The 15,671-nt window shown below is 69.6% G+C and carries 15 protein-coding genes, 2 tRNA genes and 1 pseudogene; 8 read left to right on the top strand and 10 right to left on the bottom strand.

Features of this window, described 5'->3' with window-relative positions; translation table 11 throughout:
• Positions 1 to 40 precede the first annotated feature (40 nt).
• Together glmS and L1785_RS01700 are read left to right on the top strand one after the other, a co-directional pair.
• The gene (gene glmS, locus L1785_RS01705) at positions 41 to 1,864 is read left to right on the top strand and encodes a glutamine--fructose-6-phosphate transaminase (isomerizing) (RefSeq protein ID WP_236087401.1); all 1,824 of its coding nucleotides are present in this window, start codon (positions 41 to 43) and stop codon (positions 1,862 to 1,864) included.
• A 29-nt stretch (positions 1,865 to 1,893) separates the two neighbouring features.
• Positions 1,894 to 2,373: a hypothetical protein gene (locus L1785_RS01700; protein ID WP_236087400.1), complete on the top strand. Its 480-nt coding sequence runs from the start codon at positions 1,894 to 1,896 to the stop codon at positions 2,371 to 2,373.
• Between the two features lie 198 nt (positions 2,374 to 2,571).
• Here L1785_RS01700 and L1785_RS01695 read toward each other — a convergent pair whose 3' ends face one another.
• The 4 genes from L1785_RS01695 to L1785_RS01680 all read right to left on the bottom strand — a co-directional run bounded on the left by L1785_RS01695 (position 2,572) and on the right by L1785_RS01680 (position 5,963).
• A complete protein-coding gene (locus L1785_RS01695) occupies positions 2,572 to 3,522 on the bottom strand; it encodes a sporulation protein (RefSeq protein ID WP_236087399.1) in 951 nt (316 codons plus the stop codon).
• Between the two features lie 106 nt (positions 3,523 to 3,628).
• On the bottom strand, positions 3,629 to 4,576 hold the full coding sequence (locus L1785_RS01690; protein ID WP_236087398.1) for an NADP-dependent oxidoreductase: 948 nt from the start codon (positions 4,574 to 4,576) through the stop codon (positions 3,629 to 3,631).
• Complete coding sequence (locus L1785_RS01685; protein ID WP_236087397.1) at positions 4,573 to 5,292, bottom strand: RibD family protein; 720 nt, start codon at positions 5,290 to 5,292, stop codon at positions 4,573 to 4,575. Before L1785_RS01685 ends, L1785_RS01690 begins: the two co-directional genes overlap by 4 nt.
• 29 nt (positions 5,293 to 5,321) lie before the next feature.
• Entirely contained in the window at positions 5,322 to 5,963 is a 642-nt protein-coding gene (locus tag L1785_RS01680; protein ID WP_236087396.1) for a GTP cyclohydrolase II, read from the bottom strand.
• 94 nt (positions 5,964 to 6,057) lie between these two features.
• Here L1785_RS01680 and L1785_RS01675 point away from each other — a divergent pair, with 94 nt between their 5' ends.
• The gene (locus L1785_RS01675; protein WP_236087395.1) at positions 6,058 to 6,564 is read left to right on the top strand and encodes a MarR family winged helix-turn-helix transcriptional regulator; all 507 of its coding nucleotides are present in this window, start codon (positions 6,058 to 6,060) and stop codon (positions 6,562 to 6,564) included.
• A 45-nt stretch (positions 6,565 to 6,609) separates the two neighbouring features.
• Here the strand turns inward: L1785_RS01675 and L1785_RS01670 are convergent, their stop codons facing one another.
• The 3 genes from L1785_RS01670 to L1785_RS01660 form a co-directional block, all read right to left on the bottom strand.
• Positions 6,610 to 7,074 (bottom strand): MarR family winged helix-turn-helix transcriptional regulator, encoded by a 465-nt coding sequence (locus L1785_RS01670; RefSeq protein ID WP_236087394.1) that lies wholly within the window; start codon positions 7,072 to 7,074, stop codon positions 6,610 to 6,612.
• A 117-nt stretch (positions 7,075 to 7,191) separates the two neighbouring features.
• Positions 7,192 to 8,010: a cysteate racemase gene (cuyB, locus tag L1785_RS01665; RefSeq protein WP_236087393.1), complete on the bottom strand. Its 819-nt coding sequence runs from the start codon at positions 8,008 to 8,010 to the stop codon at positions 7,192 to 7,194.
• Positions 7,997 to 9,247 (bottom strand): carboxylate--amine ligase, encoded by a 1,251-nt coding sequence (locus tag L1785_RS01660; RefSeq protein WP_236087392.1) that lies wholly within the window; start codon positions 9,245 to 9,247, stop codon positions 7,997 to 7,999. The genes cuyB and L1785_RS01660 overlap by 14 nt, the downstream gene beginning before the upstream one ends.
• 478 nt (positions 9,248 to 9,725) lie before the next feature.
• Here L1785_RS01660 and L1785_RS01655 point away from each other — a divergent pair, with 478 nt between their 5' ends.
• Entirely contained in the window at positions 9,726 to 11,237 is a 1,512-nt protein-coding gene (locus L1785_RS01655; protein ID WP_236087391.1) for a non-reducing end alpha-L-arabinofuranosidase family hydrolase, read from the top strand.
• Positions 11,238 to 11,522: 285 nt separating this feature from the next.
• Positions 11,523 to 12,623, top strand: coding sequence for an RICIN domain-containing protein (locus L1785_RS01650; protein WP_236087390.1), 1,101 nt, complete (start codon positions 11,523 to 11,525; stop codon positions 12,621 to 12,623).
• A gap of 196 nt (positions 12,624 to 12,819) precedes the next feature.
• On the opposite strand, the gene L1785_RS01645 is transcribed toward L1785_RS01650, so the two are convergent.
• Together L1785_RS01645 and L1785_RS01640 are read right to left on the bottom strand one after the other, a co-directional pair.
• Positions 12,820 to 13,221, bottom strand: a complete 402-nt coding sequence (locus tag L1785_RS01645) for a ricin-type beta-trefoil lectin domain protein (protein WP_236087389.1) — start codon at positions 13,219 to 13,221, stop codon at positions 12,820 to 12,822.
• A 4-nt stretch (positions 13,222 to 13,225) separates the two neighbouring features.
• Complete coding sequence (locus tag L1785_RS01640; RefSeq protein ID WP_236087388.1) at positions 13,226 to 13,939, bottom strand: GH12 family glycosyl hydrolase domain-containing protein; 714 nt, start codon at positions 13,937 to 13,939, stop codon at positions 13,226 to 13,228.
• Positions 13,940 to 14,277: 338 nt separating this feature from the next.
• Between L1785_RS01640 and L1785_RS01635 the strand changes: the two genes are divergently transcribed.
• Positions 14,278 to 14,757 (top strand): hypothetical protein, encoded by a 480-nt coding sequence (locus L1785_RS01635; protein ID WP_268914720.1) that lies wholly within the window; start codon positions 14,278 to 14,280, stop codon positions 14,755 to 14,757.
• 285 nt (positions 14,758 to 15,042) lie between these two features.
• Positions 15,043 to 15,177, top strand: a pseudogene (locus L1785_RS23365) (beta-galactosidase); the annotation flags it as partial.
• A gap of 138 nt (positions 15,178 to 15,315) precedes the next feature.
• Here the strand turns inward: L1785_RS23365 and L1785_RS01630 are convergent.
• Positions 15,316 to 15,386: transfer RNA gene (locus L1785_RS01630), tRNA-Gly, on the bottom strand.
• Between the two features lie 179 nt (positions 15,387 to 15,565).
• Between L1785_RS01630 and L1785_RS01625 the strand changes: the two genes are divergently transcribed.
• Positions 15,566 to 15,639 (top strand) — tRNA-Pro (locus L1785_RS01625).
• The last annotated feature ends 32 nt before the right edge of the window (positions 15,640 to 15,671 follow it).

The following is a 15,671-nucleotide window of genomic DNA, read 5'->3' as shown; positions in this document are numbered from 1 at the left end:
CCGGCCGTCGTCGGGGCGTTCCACAAACGAGGAGAACCATATGTGCGGAATCGTCGGTTACGTCGGCGGGCAGCAGGCCGCGCCGCTGCTCGTCGAGGCGCTGACCCGGCTGGAGCACCGCGGCTACGACTCGGCGGGCGTCGCCGTCGTCGGCTCCCGGTTGCAGGTGACCAAGCGTGCCGGGCGCGTGCGGGACCTCGCCGCGGCGCTGCCGAAGCGGATGGCCGGCCGGATCGGGATCGGGCACACCCGGTGGGCGACCCACGGCCCCGCGAACGACGCGAACGCGCACCCGCACACGGACGCGACCGGCACCGTGGCCGTGGTGCACAACGGGATCGTGGACAACGCGGCCGCGTTGCGCCAGCGGTTGACCGACCAGGGCGTGGCGCTCGCGAGCGACACCGACAGCGAGGTCTTCGCGCACCTCATCGCCCTGTCGGACGCCGACACGCTCGAGGGCAAGGTCGTCGACGCGCTGGCCTCGATCGAGGGGACCTACGGCCTGGCCGTGCTGCACGCCGGATTCCCGGACCGCATCGTCGTCGCCCGCAACGGCAGCCCGCTGCTGGTCGGCGTCGGCGAGAAGGAGATGTTCGTCGCGTCCGACCTCGCGGCCCTCGTGCGGCACACCACCACTGTCGCGCACCTGGAGGACGGCGAGCTCGCCACCGTCACCGCGTCCGGCTTCAGGACGTTCCGCCGGGACCTGACCCGCACCGAGACGCAGGCGCGCCAGGTCGACGTCGACCCGAGCGCCTACGAGCACGGAGCGGGCGACGGCCGGCCGCGCATGTACACGGAGATCCTCGAGCAGCCGGAGAGCGTCGACCGGACGCTGCGCGGCCGGCTCGACGAGCGGTTCGGCACCGCGCACCTGGGCGGGCTGGACCTCGACGCCCGCGAGCTGCGCGCGATCCGCCGCGTGAAGATCCTCGGCTGCGGGTCGGCGTACTACGTGGGGCAGATGGGTGCCCTGCTCGTCGAGGAGCTCGCGCGCATCCCCGCCGATGCCGAGGCAGCCAGCGAGTTCCGGTACCGCAACCCGATCATCGAGCCGGACACGCTGTACGTGGCGGTGAGCCAGTCCGGCGAGACCATCGACACCCTGCTCGCGGTCGAGGAGATCAAGCGCAAGGGCGGGCGCGTCATCGGTCTCGTCAACGTGGTCGGGTCGGCGGTCGCGCGCGCCTGCGACGGCGGGATCTACCTGCACGCCGGGCCCGAGATCGCCGTCGCCTCCACCAAGGCGCTGACGACGATGTACGTCGGCTTCGCGCTGCTGGCGCTGCAGCTGGGCCGCGTGCGAGACCTGTCGGTCGCCGACGGCAAGCGCCTCGTCGCAGGCCTGCAGAAGCTGCCGGCGCAGATCGGGCAGGTGCTCGCGACCGAGGACCGGATCGCGGAGCTCGCAGCGACGCTCGCGCGGTCGGAGAGCATGTTCTTCGTCGGGCGGGTGCGCGGCTTCCCCGTCGCGCGCGAGGGCGCGCAGAAGTTCAAGGAGATCAGCTACCGGCACGCCGAGGCCTACCAGATGTCCGAGCTCAAGCACGGGCCGCTGGCCCTGATCTCACCGGACGTCCCGACGGTCGCCATCGTGCCCGACGACGAGCTCACCGACCGGAACGTGGCCGCCCTGCACGAGATCGCCGCCCGCGGCGGGCCGCTCGTGGTGGTCACGCACGCCGGGGTCGACCTGGGGGCGCTGGAGGTCGAGCGGATCGACGTGCCCAAGAACGAGACCGAGCTCGACCCCTTGCTGCTCACGGTGCCGCTGCAGCTTCTCGCGTACCACGCGGCGTTGGTGCTGGGGCACGACGTCGACAAGCCGCGGAACCTCGCGAAGTCGGTGACCGTGGAGTGATACGCCCCCGGCGAATACGCTCCGGCCCCATGACCCACGTCGCCTTCACCGGACACCGCGGCCTGCCCGACGACGTCGTGCCGCTCGTCGACCACGCTCTACGAGCCGCGCTCGAGTGCTTCGACGCGGGCGGCCTCGTCGGTACCACGTCGCTCGCCGACGGCGCCGACACGCTCTTCGCCCGTGCCGTCCTCGACGCCGGCGGGAGCCTGACCGCCGTCATCCCCGCGGCCGACTACCGGGACGCGGTCCGCGCCGATCATCGCCCCGTGCTCGACGACCTCCTCGCCCGGGCCGCCACGGTCATCACGCTCGACCATCCCGAGTCGACCGGCGAGTCGCACATGGCCGCGGCCCACCGGATGCTCGACGACGCCGACGAGCTCGTCGCCGTCTGGGACGGGGAGCCCGCTCGCGGGTACGGCGGCACGGCCGACGTCGTCGCCGAAGCCCGGCGACGCGCCATGCCGGTCACCGTCGTCTGGCCCGCAGGCGCGCGGCGGGACTGAGCCGGTCAGACGGGCCGGAGCACTTCGGGGTGTTCGACCCGGTGTCGGGGGAGTCGGACCACGAGCCGGCGTTCGTCCACCTCGTGCCGCCCCGCCACGCGCGACCGTCCTGGTGAGGCCACTCGCGACCGTCCTGGTGAGACGACCACGGCGCCGGGCTCCCTCGCTGACGAGGGAGCCCGGCGCCGCCGTCGGCCACTACTCCTCGGCGAAGTCGCCCCCGAAGAGGTCCCCGACCTCGTCGAACATCTCGCCGAGGACCATGCCGCCGACGACGCCCGCGGCCACTCCGCCGACCACGCCGCCGAGGCCGACGCCACCCCCGTGTCCGCCGTGACCGTGACCCTTCAGACCGCGGTGACCCGCGTGACCGCCGAACATGGACCGCCGCTCGGCCAGCTGCCCCACCCAGCCCTCCACCTCGTGGACCCAGTCGCGCCGCTCGTCCAGGCCGACCGTGATCCGCAGCACGGAATCCTGGCCGCCGCCGAAGTACCCGCCGCGCTTGTCGGCCTCGAGGATCACGTCCATGCTGTGCGGCCCGGCGACGAAGGTCAGCTCGACCTCGTTGATCTGCCTCGCGTACTGCGCCGGCGGCATCAGCTCGATCTCCTGGAAGAACGGCAGCTGCTGCGCGACCCCGTGCAGGCGCCCGTACTCGAGGTCGGCCGAGCGGAAGCCGAACCCGAGCCGCCAGAACGCGTCGAGGATCGCCTCCTGGATCGGCAGCGGTGCCACCCGCAGCGGGTCCAGGTCGCCCTTGTCGACCGCCTGCGCGATCGCGAGCTCCGTGCGCAGGCCCAGCCCGACGCCGATCGGCCGGCCATCCAGCTCGTTGAGCGGAGTCTCCGGGTGCAGCGGGAACGAGAACGGCACCGTCCGCTCCTCGTCGGCGCCCAACCGGAAGCCCCCGGCCACGGTGATGCGCCCGAACGTCACGGTGCCGCGGCTCTCACCGCCGCCGTGCTCGGCCTCGACGCGGGCCTCCAGCTCGAGGGTGACGTGCTGGACCTCGACGTCGGAGGCGCCGCCCTTCAGGCGCACCTCGCCGTTCACCGTCCCGCCGGGGCGCACGGCGACCGGCTCCAGCACGGTGTCCACCATGGGCCCGCCCACGCCGAGCGCACCGAGCAGCTTCTTGAAAACCATCGACGTTTCCACTCCCAACAGTCGTCCTGACATGCTCCGGCTACGGAACGTGCCGAATGCGCGGATCGTTCCGGCGGGAGTCGAACCGGCCGCACCGGCGGACCTGTCAAGGGACGATGACGGTCTTCCCGGTGGAGTGGCCCGTGCGGGCCTTGGCGATGGTGGCGGGTGCCTCGTGGAGCGGGACCTCGGCGTCGATGCGGACGCGCAGCTCTCCGGAGGCGGCGAGCTCGGCGAGCGCGGACAGCGTCTCGGCGGTGGGGCTGTTGCCGAGGTTGACGCCGAGGATGTCGCGGGCGGCCAGGGCGCCGGGATCGGTGGCGAAGTTTGTGCTGACCAGGGTGGCGCCGGCGCGGAGCAGGCCGGCCATGGGGCTCGTGTCGCCGCCGGTCGGGGTGACGAGGTCGAGGACGGCGTCGATGCCCTCGGGGTGGGCAGCGGCCACCTGCTCGTGAGTGGGAGCCACGGTGAAGTCGATGACTGCGTGGGCACCGAGGTCGCGGAGGTGGTCGGCCAGGTCCGGGGTTCCGGTGGCGAGAACGCGGGCGCCTGCCCGGGCCGCGAACTGGATGGCGGACTGCCCGACGCCGCCGCTGGCGCCGTTGATCAGGAAGGTGTGCCCCTCCTCGAGGCGCGCGGCCTCGACGGCCTGGTAGGCGGTCACGCTGGCCGTGGGGAGTGCGGCGGCGAGGGTGAAGGGCACGCTCTCGGGGATGCGGGCGATCTTGCCGTCCTGGTCGGCGAGCGTGTACTCCGCGTAGGAGCCATGGCCCTGCGGCAGGCTCATGAACTGCCCGTAGACACGGTCGCCCGGGCGGAAGCGGGTCACGCCCGGCCCCGTCTCCACGACCACGCCCGCCCCGTCCGAGCCCATGACCAGGGGGAAGGCGTGCGGTACGGCGTCCCTGAGGGCGCCGTCGGCGACCTTCCAGTCGAAGGGGTTCACGCCGGCGGCGTGGATGCGCACGAGGAGCTCGCCGGGGCCGGGCTTGGGCATGGGCAGGTCGGTGAGCAGCGGGTGGGTCCCGAAATCGGTGACGACGACGGCCTTCATCTCGATGTCCTTCGTGGCTGGTCGGTTGTTGTGCGGTGAGCGGGTTCGGCGAGGTAGCGGCTGTACACCAGGTCGCCGATGGGACGGGTCTCGGCCAGCCGGAGGGGCCGTGCGGGACCGTGGGGGAAGGGGCCGGGGCCGACGAAGCGGGGGGCCCTGGCATCGCCGATGAAGAACGGGGCGGTCACCAGGTGCAGCTCGTCGACGAGCCCTTGGGCGAGGAACTGGGTGTGGATGCTTCCGCCGCCCTCGACGAGGAGCCGCCGGATCCCGCGCGCCTCGAGGTCGGCCAGGACGGCGGCGAGCTCCAGCGGGCTTCCGGCGTCGACGACGGTCGCGGCCGAACCGAGACGGCGGCGGCTCTTGGCCGCGCCCGCGCGGTCGGAGTAGACGAGCCGGTCGGTGCCGTCCCCGGCGAAGAAGGCGGCGTCGGGGTCGATGTCTCCGGTGGCCGTCAGCACGACTCGGACAGGAGACTCCGACCGCCCCTCGGTACGGCGTTCGGCACGCAGGCGCGCCGAGCGCACACGCAGGCGGGGGTTGTCCGAGCGGAGCGTCCCGGCGCCGATGAGGATGGCATCGGCCCAGGCGCGCAGCGAGTCGACGCGCTCCCAGTCCTCGTCGTTCGAAAGGATGAGGCGCTGCTCGTCGGTGTCGTCGATGTAGCCGTCGATCGACATCGCACTGGAGAGCAGCACGCGTGGACGAGTAGCCATGAGGATCTCCGGCCTGTCCGTCCCGACGGTCAGCCGACCAGGGACGCCACAGGCGCGAGGTCGATGGTGTGGTGGGTGTGCTGGACCTTGGCGTGCAGGTAGCGCAGGTTGCTGGGGTTGGTGTGCACGCCGGTGGGGACGCTCCGGGACACCGACAGGCCGAGCGCCCGCAGCTGCTGCGCCTTGTCTGGGTTGTTGGTGAGCAGGTCCAGCTCGGCGATGCCGAGAGCGCTGAGCATCTGGGCGGCGGCGGTGTAGTCGCGGGCGTCCTCCGGCAGGCCCAGGGCCAGGTTCGCCTCGTAGGTGTCCAGTCCCGCGTCCTGGAGGGCGTAGGCGTCGAGCTTGTTGTACAGGCCGATGCCGCGGCCCTCCTGGCGCAGGTAGAGCAGGACGCCGCCGGTTGCGGCGATGCGCTCGGTGGCCTCGCGCAGCTGAGGGCCGCAGTCGCAGCGGGCGGAGCCGAATACGTCACCGGTGAGGCACTCGGAGTGCAGACGCACCAGCGGGGTGGGCGTGGCCGTCGGGTCCCCGAGGACGAGGGCGACGTGCTCGGCGCCGTCGACCAGGCCGTGGAAGGTGATCGCCTCGGTCGCCACCTCGAAGCCGTCGGGGAAGCGCAGCGGGATGCGGACCCGGGTGCGCACGGCGGCGGCGGGGGTGCTGGTGGTCATGGCGTCTCCAGATCGCTTCCGTTAGTTAAAATTCGAACGACGGCGCTACGATACGATGGTCGTTCCAATTCGAACAACCAGACGGAGCTGTGGCGTGGGTCACACGAGATGGCTGAGTGACGACGAGATGCGGGCATGGCGGGCGTTCACCAACGCTCACGCGTTGCTGTACCGCCGGCTGGACCACGGGCTCAAGGAGGAGGTCGGCCTGTCCGGCCTGCAGTACGAGATCCTCGCCCGGCTCAGCGGGGCTCCGAGCCGGGAGATGCGGATGGCGGAGCTGGCCGGTGACCTGGTCAACTCCAAGAGCGGGCTGACCTATCAGGTCGCGCAGCTGGAGAAGGCGGGGCTCGTGCGTCGGCGCTCGTGCACGAGCGACGAGCGCGCCGTCTTCGCCGGAATCACCGATGAGGGCATGGCGCTGCTGGAGCGGGCAGCCCCCGGCCATGTCACCAGGGTCAAGGAGCTGCTCATCGACGTGCTCACGCCCGACCAGCTGCAGGCGCTCGCCGACGGGCTCGGGGAAGCCGGCCGCCGCATGGCCGACGGCGCCGGATGCTCTCGGCCTGACCGGGCGACCGAGGCCGAGCCATGTGAATGAGGGGCGCCGCCGTCGCAGCCGGCCGTGCGTCCCGGGGCGCCTCCGCTACATCTGGCGCTCGACGATCTTGCGCTGGATCTGGGCCAGGCACTCGGCCAGGAGGTCCAGCTGCTGGGGGGTGAGGGCGTCGATGACCAGCTCACGCACCAGGTTGACGTGGCCGGGTGCCGCTCGGCGCATCGCCTCCATGCCGAGCGGGGTGATGGCAGCGATCACCCCGCGGTCGTCGGTGGTACAGGCCGCGCGACTGACCAGGCCCTCCTTCTCCAGCTGCACGACCTGGTAGGTCAGGCCGCTCTTGGAGACCGCCATGGCCTCGGCGAGCGCCAGCATCCGCATCGACCCACCGGGTGCATCGGAGAGGCGGGCCAGGATGCCGTACTGCACGTGGGACAACCCGGCGTCGGCGCGCAGCTGCTGATCGAGCACCCGGTTGAGCAGCACCGTGCCGCTCACGAACGTGACCCACGCCTGCTGCTCGTGCTGGTTCAGCCACTCGACTTCGCTCACGAGTCCCAACCTACTGTCGGACCGGCATCCCCAGACCGGGTGTCGTCGCCGCGTCAGGGACGGAGTGCGTGGGGAGTCCCACCGCTGCATGGACGGTGGCGTCGTCCTCGAACATCGTCAGGGGCCCGGGGGTCGTCGCCGCATCGGCGAGTGCTGTCCGTCCGCGCGCAGCCTGCGTCCCGCGCGCAGCACCGTTGCCCGGGCCAGCTCGTCGAGGGCGTCCACGAGCACGACGTCGGGCAGGAGGCCCGGAGGGGTCGCCGCCGCCGCGACCGACAGCTCGGTGCACCCCAGTACGATCGCGCCCGCCCCACGGAGGCGCAGGTTGGCGACGACGCCCTCCAGCGCGGTCAGGTCACTGCCACGGCCCGCCTTCACGCCGTCGTAGATCAGGGACGTCACGGTCGCCTGACCGACGACGTCCGGAACCAGGGCCTTGATGCCGCGCGCGCTGAAGGCGTCCACATAGACGCCCGACTCGATCGTCCCCTCCGTCGCGAGGAGGCCGACGGCCTCCGGCCGCGACCCGCTGAGGCAACCGGTCCAGGCGTCGCTCGACAGCACCGCGGACACCGTCACGTCCACGGCGGACAGCAGCGGGATCGATGTCGCCCCGGCGATCGCGCCGGCGAACGCGTGTGCCGTGTTGCACGGCAGCACGAGGAAGGCGGCCCCCGCCCCGGCGAGTCGCCGCGCGTCGGCAGCAAGCACAGGCCCCGGATCGTCGACGGAGCGCCCCAGCACGAACGCTGTCCGGTCCGGGACGGTCGCGTGCTGCAGACCCATGTCGACGTGGTCCTGGTCGCGTGCCGCGTCGGTCAACCGGACGACGCGTTCCATGAACAGGACCGTCGCGAGCGGCCCGACCCCGCCCAGCACGCCGACGAACGTTTCCGCGGCCCCGGCGCCGGGCGCGCCGACGTCAGGCAACCTCACGCTCCGCGGACGGGGCCTCAGGCTGCCCGGGCACCCCGCCCGCTTCCTGCAGCGGGTGGTACTGCGAGAACTTGCGCACCTGGTTCAGCTCAGCGAGACGTACCCAGGCGTCGCGGCGCGGCGACGGGTCCCGCCTGTACTTCAGCGGGTGCACGACGCGGGCGCGGCGCACGGCGGCGCGTACCGACTCGTCGTGCACGTACCTGTCCAGGAGGAAGCCCGGGACGATCCGGTACAGCACCTCCAGCGGCTCCGTGGCGTGCGGCCAGTGCCCGGTGAGATGGTCCGCCATCCAGTAGGCAGCGGGGTTCAGCCCGCTCGCGGTCAGGTAGTAGTTGGACCGCCCCGTGCGCGGGTTCAGCTCGAAGAAGTGCCCGACGCCGGTACGCGGGTCCACCTTCACGTCGAAGTTCGCGAACCCGGTCCAGCCCAGGTGCTCCACGAGCCGGCGGGCGTCTGCCTCGACCTGCGGAAGCCCGCCGGTGAGGATCGCCGCCGGGTTTCCCAGCGTCCCGGGCGTGCGCTCCTCGAGCAGCACGCGACCGCCCCACGCCATGCGCACCGCGCCCGTGAGATCTGAGTACGTGGTCATGATCCGCATCTGCGAGTCGTCGCCGGGCACGTACTCCTGGAGGATCATCGGCCGTCGGTAGCCCGCTTCCCCGGCCGCCTTCAGGAGCGCGGCCAGCTCGGCGCGATCCCGCACCAGGTGCACCTTCGCCTTGCCGCGGAACGACACCTGGTGCCACGCCGTGTTGTCACCGGGCTTGGCGATCACCGGATAGCGCAGGTCAAGGTCGCCGACGGGCTCCCCGCCGTCGCGAACCTCCGTGCGCGGGTGTGGGACCCCGATCTCATGGCAGAGCTCGGAGAACCGCCGCTTGTCCATCACCCTGTCGAGCAGACCGACCGGCGGGTAGGGGACGACCGCCACGTCCTCCAGACGCGCGCGGTGCTCCGCGAGCGCCCGCACGTACCAGTCCACGCAGGTGAGCGCGATGACCGGGCCCGGGGCCGTCGCGGCGGCCCGGCGGATCAGCTCGACCATGACGGCGGGGTCGTCGAGGCGCGGTTCGACGACGTTCCGGATGATGTTGGAGTGCGCGACGGTGGGCGTCGGGCGGATGGACACGACGGTCGACCTGACGCCGTAGCCCTCGTGAAAGGCGCGAGCGAGGCTGTAGGCGCCGGCGTCGCCACCGAGGATGACCGGATGTACCGCTGCGTAGTTCCTCATGCCACGTCAGACGGGCGACGCGCGAGGAAGGTTGGGGCACAGAGCGGGTGAACTGGAAAATTCGGGCGCAAGATCTCGTCCGTGGCGGCGTCCGATGGTCTGGATGTTGAGGCCTTCGGCCAGGTTCAGGACGTAGGTTCCGGCTTGGGTTCGACCGATTCCGATGTGGTGCAGGCGTCCGGCATGGTGTTCTCAGCGGGACCCGCCCGGGCCCAAGAGTCCGTTGGGCCTGCCGGGGAACCGGCTGCAGCTGGTGGACATAGAACGTTTACTACTTGACGCAACGGCGTGTTAGCGCTCACAATCTGGTCAGCCGACGAAGCCTGACTTACCGGGCAATTTGCTTCGTCGGAGCGTTGATCGGCGTGGCCACGCCAACACGGGATTGTTAGCGCTAACACTTCGAAGCATGCGCCCGGGCATGCGTCGCAGTGCGCCCTCTTCGGGTGAACCGTTCGGCTCTTGATCAAGGAGGATCATGTCTGCCTTTGCTAGCTCTTCATCGATCGCGCCGCCGTCGCGGCGACGTCGGTGGTTGATGCGGGTCGTCGCCGCTGGAGTGGCGGCGGTGATGGCCGGTGGCGGCATCGTCGCGGCCACCGGCCCGGCCTCAGCTGCCACGGTCGACACGACCGCCTGGTACGTGCTGCTGAACCGCAACAGTGGCAAGGCCCTGGACGTCAGCGGCGTGTCCACCGCCGACGGGGCCCGGCTCCACCAGTGGACCCGCACGAACGGCACCAACCAGCAGTTCCAGTTCGTGGACGCCGGCGGCGGCTACTACAAGCTGCGCGCGCGGCACTCCGGCAAGGTGGTCGACGTGTCCAGCTGGTCGACCGCCGACGGTGCCGCCATCCACCAGTGGACCGACACCGGCGGCGCCAACCAGCAGTTCCGGCTGGCCGACTCCGACAGCGGCTACGTGCGCCTGATCAACCGCAACAGCAACAAGGCGGTCGAGGTCCAGAACGCGGCGACCAACGACGGCGCCAACGTCGTGCAGTACAGCGACTGGGGCGGCAGCAACCAGCAGTGGCAGCTCGTCCGGGTCGACGGCGGGAGCGGCACGTGCACTCTTCCGTCGACGTACAACTGGACATCGACCGGCCCGCTGGCACAACCGCAGAACGGGTCGGTCGCGCTCAAGGACTTCACCGCAGTCCGCCACAACGGCCAGTACCTCGTCTACGGGTCGACTCACGACAACGTAGCCCCTCCGGGCGGCAGCTGGGGCTCGATGGCCTTCAGCCCCTTCACGAACTGGTCCGACATGGCCTCGGCCGGCCAGACCCAGATGACGAGCTTCAATGCTGTTGCGCCGACGCTTCTCTACTTCGCCCCGAAGAACACCTGGGTGCTCGCCTACCAGTGGGGTTGGCCATACACCTTCTCCTACCGCACCTCGAGCGACCCCACCAACCCCAACGGCTGGGGCCCGCACCAGGAACTCTTCACAGGGACCCTTCCCGTCGGGGCTCCCATCGACCAGACCCTCATCGCTGACGACCGGAACATGTACATGTTCTTCGCCGACGACGAAGGCAACATCTACCGGTCCAGCATGCCCCTCGGGAACTTCCCGGGCAGCTTTGGCTCGAGCTACACCAAGATCATGACCGACACGAAGGCAAACCTGTTCGAGGCGGTTGAGGTCTACAAGGTCCAGGGTCAGAACCAGTACCTCATGATCGTCGAGGCCATGGGGAACAACGGTCGCTACTTCCGCTCGTTCACGGCCACCAGCCTCGACGGCACGTGGACCCCGCAGGCCGCCACCGAGAGCAACCCCTTCGCAGGGAAGGCCAACAGTGGCGCCACCTGGACCAACGACATCAGCCACGGCGATCTGGTTCGCACCAACCCCGACCAGACCAAGACCATCGACCCCTGCAACCTGCAGTTCCTCTACCAGGGGCGCGACCCCAGCTCTGACGGTATGGACTACGGCCGCCTGCCCTATCGGCCGGGTCTGCTGACTCTGCAGCGCTAGTGGCGTGACGCAGGTCTGGTGTACCTGACGTTCGCCGGCAACAGCTCATGCCGAATCGGCTGAGCGATGTCACAGGTTGCTGCGATCAGGATCGCGTGGGGATGTAGCGGGCGGGCTCGGTGCAAGGCCGAGCCCGCCCCGCAGATCCGGCGGCAGGGACGCTGAGCGAGCTTGACGGCGGCTAGTCGGGGAATGCACAGGTCGGGACAGTCGACGCCGACCCGGACCGGCGCCGGCTGGCAACGCCCACAACGAAAATATTCCTACGCATGCCAGGAGTAAGTGATGCGAACAAGAGCAAGGTGGCTCGGGCCGATCGCGGCGCTTGGTGTCGTGGTGGCCATGGCGATGACGCCGATCGGTCCCGCGAGTGCGGAGTCCAACGGCGGGGTACGTGTCATGCCGCTGGGTGACTCCATCACCGAGGGCACACAGACGCCGGGCGGATACCGGATCGGCCTGTGGCAGCGCCTGGCCAACGCCGGGTACACCACGGACTTCGTCGGGTCGCAGTTCAACGGGCCCGCGAGTCTCGGCGACCACGATCACGAAGGCCACCCCGGCTGGCGTATCGACCAGATCGACGCAAACATCGTCGGCTGGCTGAACACCTACCAGCCGCGCACCGTGCTGCTGCACATCGGCACCAACGACATCCTGCAGGACTTCAACGTCTCCAGCGCCCCGAACCGGCTGTCCGCACTGATCGACCGCATCACCACGACGGCGCCGAACGCCGAGGTGTTCGTCGCGCAGATCACTCCGCTCGGTTGGAGCGAGGGGGATGCCGCGGTCAACAGCTACAACGCCGCGATCCCCGGCATCGTCCAGAGCAAGATGAACGCCGGCAAGAACGTGCACCTGGTCGACATGCACGGCGCCCTGACCACCGCCGACCTGACCGACGGCGTCCACCCGACCGCCGCCGGATACGACAAGATGGCCGCGGTCTGGTACGACGCACTGCGATCAGTACCCGGCAGCGTTGGCTCCGCGGGCACCACCGAGATCGTGGGTGTCCAGTCCGGTCGCTGCCTCGAGGTCACCGGGCTCGGCACCGCCAACGGTACCGGCGTGCAGCTGTGGGACTGCTGGGGTGGCTCCAACCAGCGGTGGACCTACACCGCCGGCAAGCAGCTCATGGTGTACGGCAACAAATGCCTGGATGCCTACGGGCACGGCACCAGCAACGGTACCCAGGTGGTCATCTGGGACTGCAGCGGACAAGCCAACCAGCAGTGGAACGTCAACGCCGACGGCACCATCACCGGGGTGGAGTCCGGCCTGTGCCTGGACGCCTCGGGCTGGGGCACCAGCAACGGCACGAAGGTCACTCTCTGGACCTGCGGCGGCGGACAGGTCAACCAGCAGTGGACCAGACGGTAACTCCGGCGTGGCGGCCCGCGGGTAGTTGAACACGCGGGCCGCAAGCGGGGCGAGGTGTCGGCACCAGTGCCTTGAGTCAGGAGTTCTGTTCAGATGTAGGTCCGCACGGAGGCCGTTCCTTCAGGCTCGCGGGGCGCCGACGCCGGGCGGCTGAGTCGCTGACCCAGGCTGCCCGGCGTCGGTCTTCGTGGACGGGTCAGAACCGTGTCCACTTCTGGTTGTTCGCGGCGCTGCAGGTCCAGAGGATGAGCACGCTGTTGTTACCGGTGGCGGCCTGGCGTACGTCGAGGCACTTGCCGGACTGGACGCCCTTGATGGTGCCGTCGGGCTGGAACGTCCACTGCTGGTTCGTCCCGGACCCGCAGGCCCACCAGATGACCCGGGTACCGTTGGCGGTGCCGTTGCTCTCCGCGTCGAGGCACTTCCCGCCGGTGCTGATCCGGTTGGTCCCGGTGACGGAGAAGACCAGGGAGTACCTGAACCTCCACTCACGTCGGTCGCTCCCACGCCCCTGTCGGGCGCGCCCCGGCGTGCCCGACGACGTCGGTGGCCTGATCGACCGGCTCGCGGGACTCAACGCCAGTGACAACACCTTCATGGCCTTACTGGATGTCGACCCAGTAGTTGTTGGTGTCGACGCGACCGTTGCCGTGGAAGATCTCGGTGCCGGCTTGGATGCTGGAGAGGTACTTGTCGCCGCTGAGCCATCCGCGCCAGATCAGGTGGCCGGTGAAGTCGCGCAGGTTGAGGTTGACCGAGGTGGTGTTGGAGGTGCGGATGAACGAGTAGACGTTCCAGCCGACGCCGTTGCCGGCGTCGATCCAGCCTCGGTACAGGTCCCAGGAGGCGCCGCCGATGGTGACGGTCGCCTGGTAGCTCCCGGCCGGTCCTGCCCCGCCGTCACGGTAGGGCCAGATCATGATCTCGTCGGTGGGGTTGTTCGACGAGCCGGGGTTGGACATCGGGTGCAGCCACAGGTCGTAGGCGACGTTCATCGTCCCGGCCTGGTTCACCGTGTAGTTCCACGTGGTCGGGATGGAGCGGTAGTCGCCGACGCGCACCGGAAGCTCGGTGCCCGGCCGCTGCCAGCCCCAGTGCCACCCCAGGACGACGCTGGAGTAGCTCTTGACCGAGTTCGTCTGGCCGCTCCAGTTCCAGGTGGTTCCCCACCCGATGGTGTCGCCGGACTGCCAGGAGTCCCACGAGCACTGCCAGCCCGAACCCGAGCCCGCACCCCAGAGGTTGTTGTTCACGTAGTACTTGCCCATCGCGACCGTGCCGCCCGACGAGCAGGTCGAGGCCGCCTGCGCGGGCACGACCCCGACCAGCGTCGAAGCCAGAGCGGCACTGATTGCGACGGCCGCGCCCCTGACAAGACGTCTGATGAATGAGATTCGCTTCGTTGCGAGCATTCATGTCTCCCTTCATCGAGCCCTTGGTCCGTTTGTGCGACCGGAACATCGATGTTTGCTGGGTCATGTGTCCAAACTAGGATGCATCTACACATATCACCTGTCAATAGGTCAGATGAATCCGAGGAAGTGCGGGTACCGCATACCTTCGCCGATGAGGGGCCCCGCAAGCGGTCTTCGGGGAGCGCCCTCCCTAGCGGTTCTCGAGCAGTACCTTCACGTCCCACGGCGGGACCACCACGCTGCAGGCCGGCAAGGACTACTCGCTGGACGGCACCACGTTGACGATCAAGGCGAAGTTCATCAAGCGCATCCTCGGCGACCGGGAGATCGGCACCAGCGGTCAGCTCAAGATCTACTTCTCCGACGGCATGCCCTGGAAGCTCAACTTCATCAACTCCGAGGACGTCGTCATCGAGGACGCCACCGGAACCAACGCGGGGCTGACGATCCCGACCGCGTTCAACGGCGACCGGCTGTCCATGATGGAGTCGGTCTACGCCGACGGCACCGCGGCCGGCTCCATCGACTGGACCACGTTCCTGGGGTTCTGGGAGGACTTCCGGCCTGACTACGAGAGCGGGACCATCCTGCTGACCAAGCTGTACCTGGACTGCCTCAAGGACGGCGAGCCGGTCTTCCTGACGTTCCACTTCTGGAGCGGCCAGACGATCGAGTACACCGTGACCCGCGACGGCACCGCCGTCACCGGCACCGCCTGACATGCGGACACCTTCGGGGGCGGCGTGGACGCGCCGCCCCCGAAGGCGTGGCTCCCTTGTCGCCTCCCCGAGCAGCCCGTCGACGTCGAGGAACTGCGAGTCAATTTGAGCACTCATGCGCCAGAACCCGGAAACGGATCCGACCGAGGACTTCTCGTCGGCGCCAACTACCACCCGCACGATTCCGGTCCTTCAACCTGGCGTCGCGACGTCGCGATGATGCGGGAGGCCGGCACCCAGATCGTGCGACTGGGCCATCTCGCCTGAGACACCTTTGAACCGACGGACGGCAAATTCCGGTTCGAGTGGTTCGACGAGGTCATGGACCTCATGTACGACTACGGCATACGCGTCATCCTCGACATCGCAGTGCGACCTTGCCGCTCTGGCTGTACCGCAAGTGCCCCTCGATCGGCGTGACCGACGCGAACCAGGTCGCCGGCCAGTTGTGCGCGATAGGCATCGAGAACTGACGGGCGTACGCGGAGCACCCAGAGCCTCCGGAACGCGGGGAGCGCAGGTCAGAAACTGCTTCTGACCTGCGCTCTCGCGGGGGAGAGCGGGCGACGGGAATCGAACCCGCGTAGCTAGTTTGGAAGACTAGGGCTCTACCATTGAGCTACGCCCGCACGGTGCCCGGCGACGTCCCGCGCGCCCCCGGGGACGGATCGCCCTGGGTACGCCACCGGTCGTCGGACCGCGGGCCTCACCCTAGCAAACCCCACCCGGTGGAACGTACTCCGAGGCGTGCCAGCACTGCCCGGGGCACTACACTGGCGCGGTGCGTACGGGCAGGTCGCCCATGCCGCGGGCTGTGGCGCAGGTTGGTAGCGCGTCCGCTTTGGGAGCGGAAGGTCGCAGGTTCGAATCCTGTCAGCCCGACTCGCCGGCCGCGGAAACTCAACGTTTCCGCG

Source organism: Antribacter soli (assembly GCF_021568775.1).
In the GTDB taxonomy this organism is placed as follows: Bacteria; Actinomycetota; Actinomycetes; order Actinomycetales; family Cellulomonadaceae; genus Antribacter; species Antribacter soli.
Note: the sequence above shows the minus strand (reverse complement) of the source record. Positions and strands in the feature narration are given on the sequence as shown.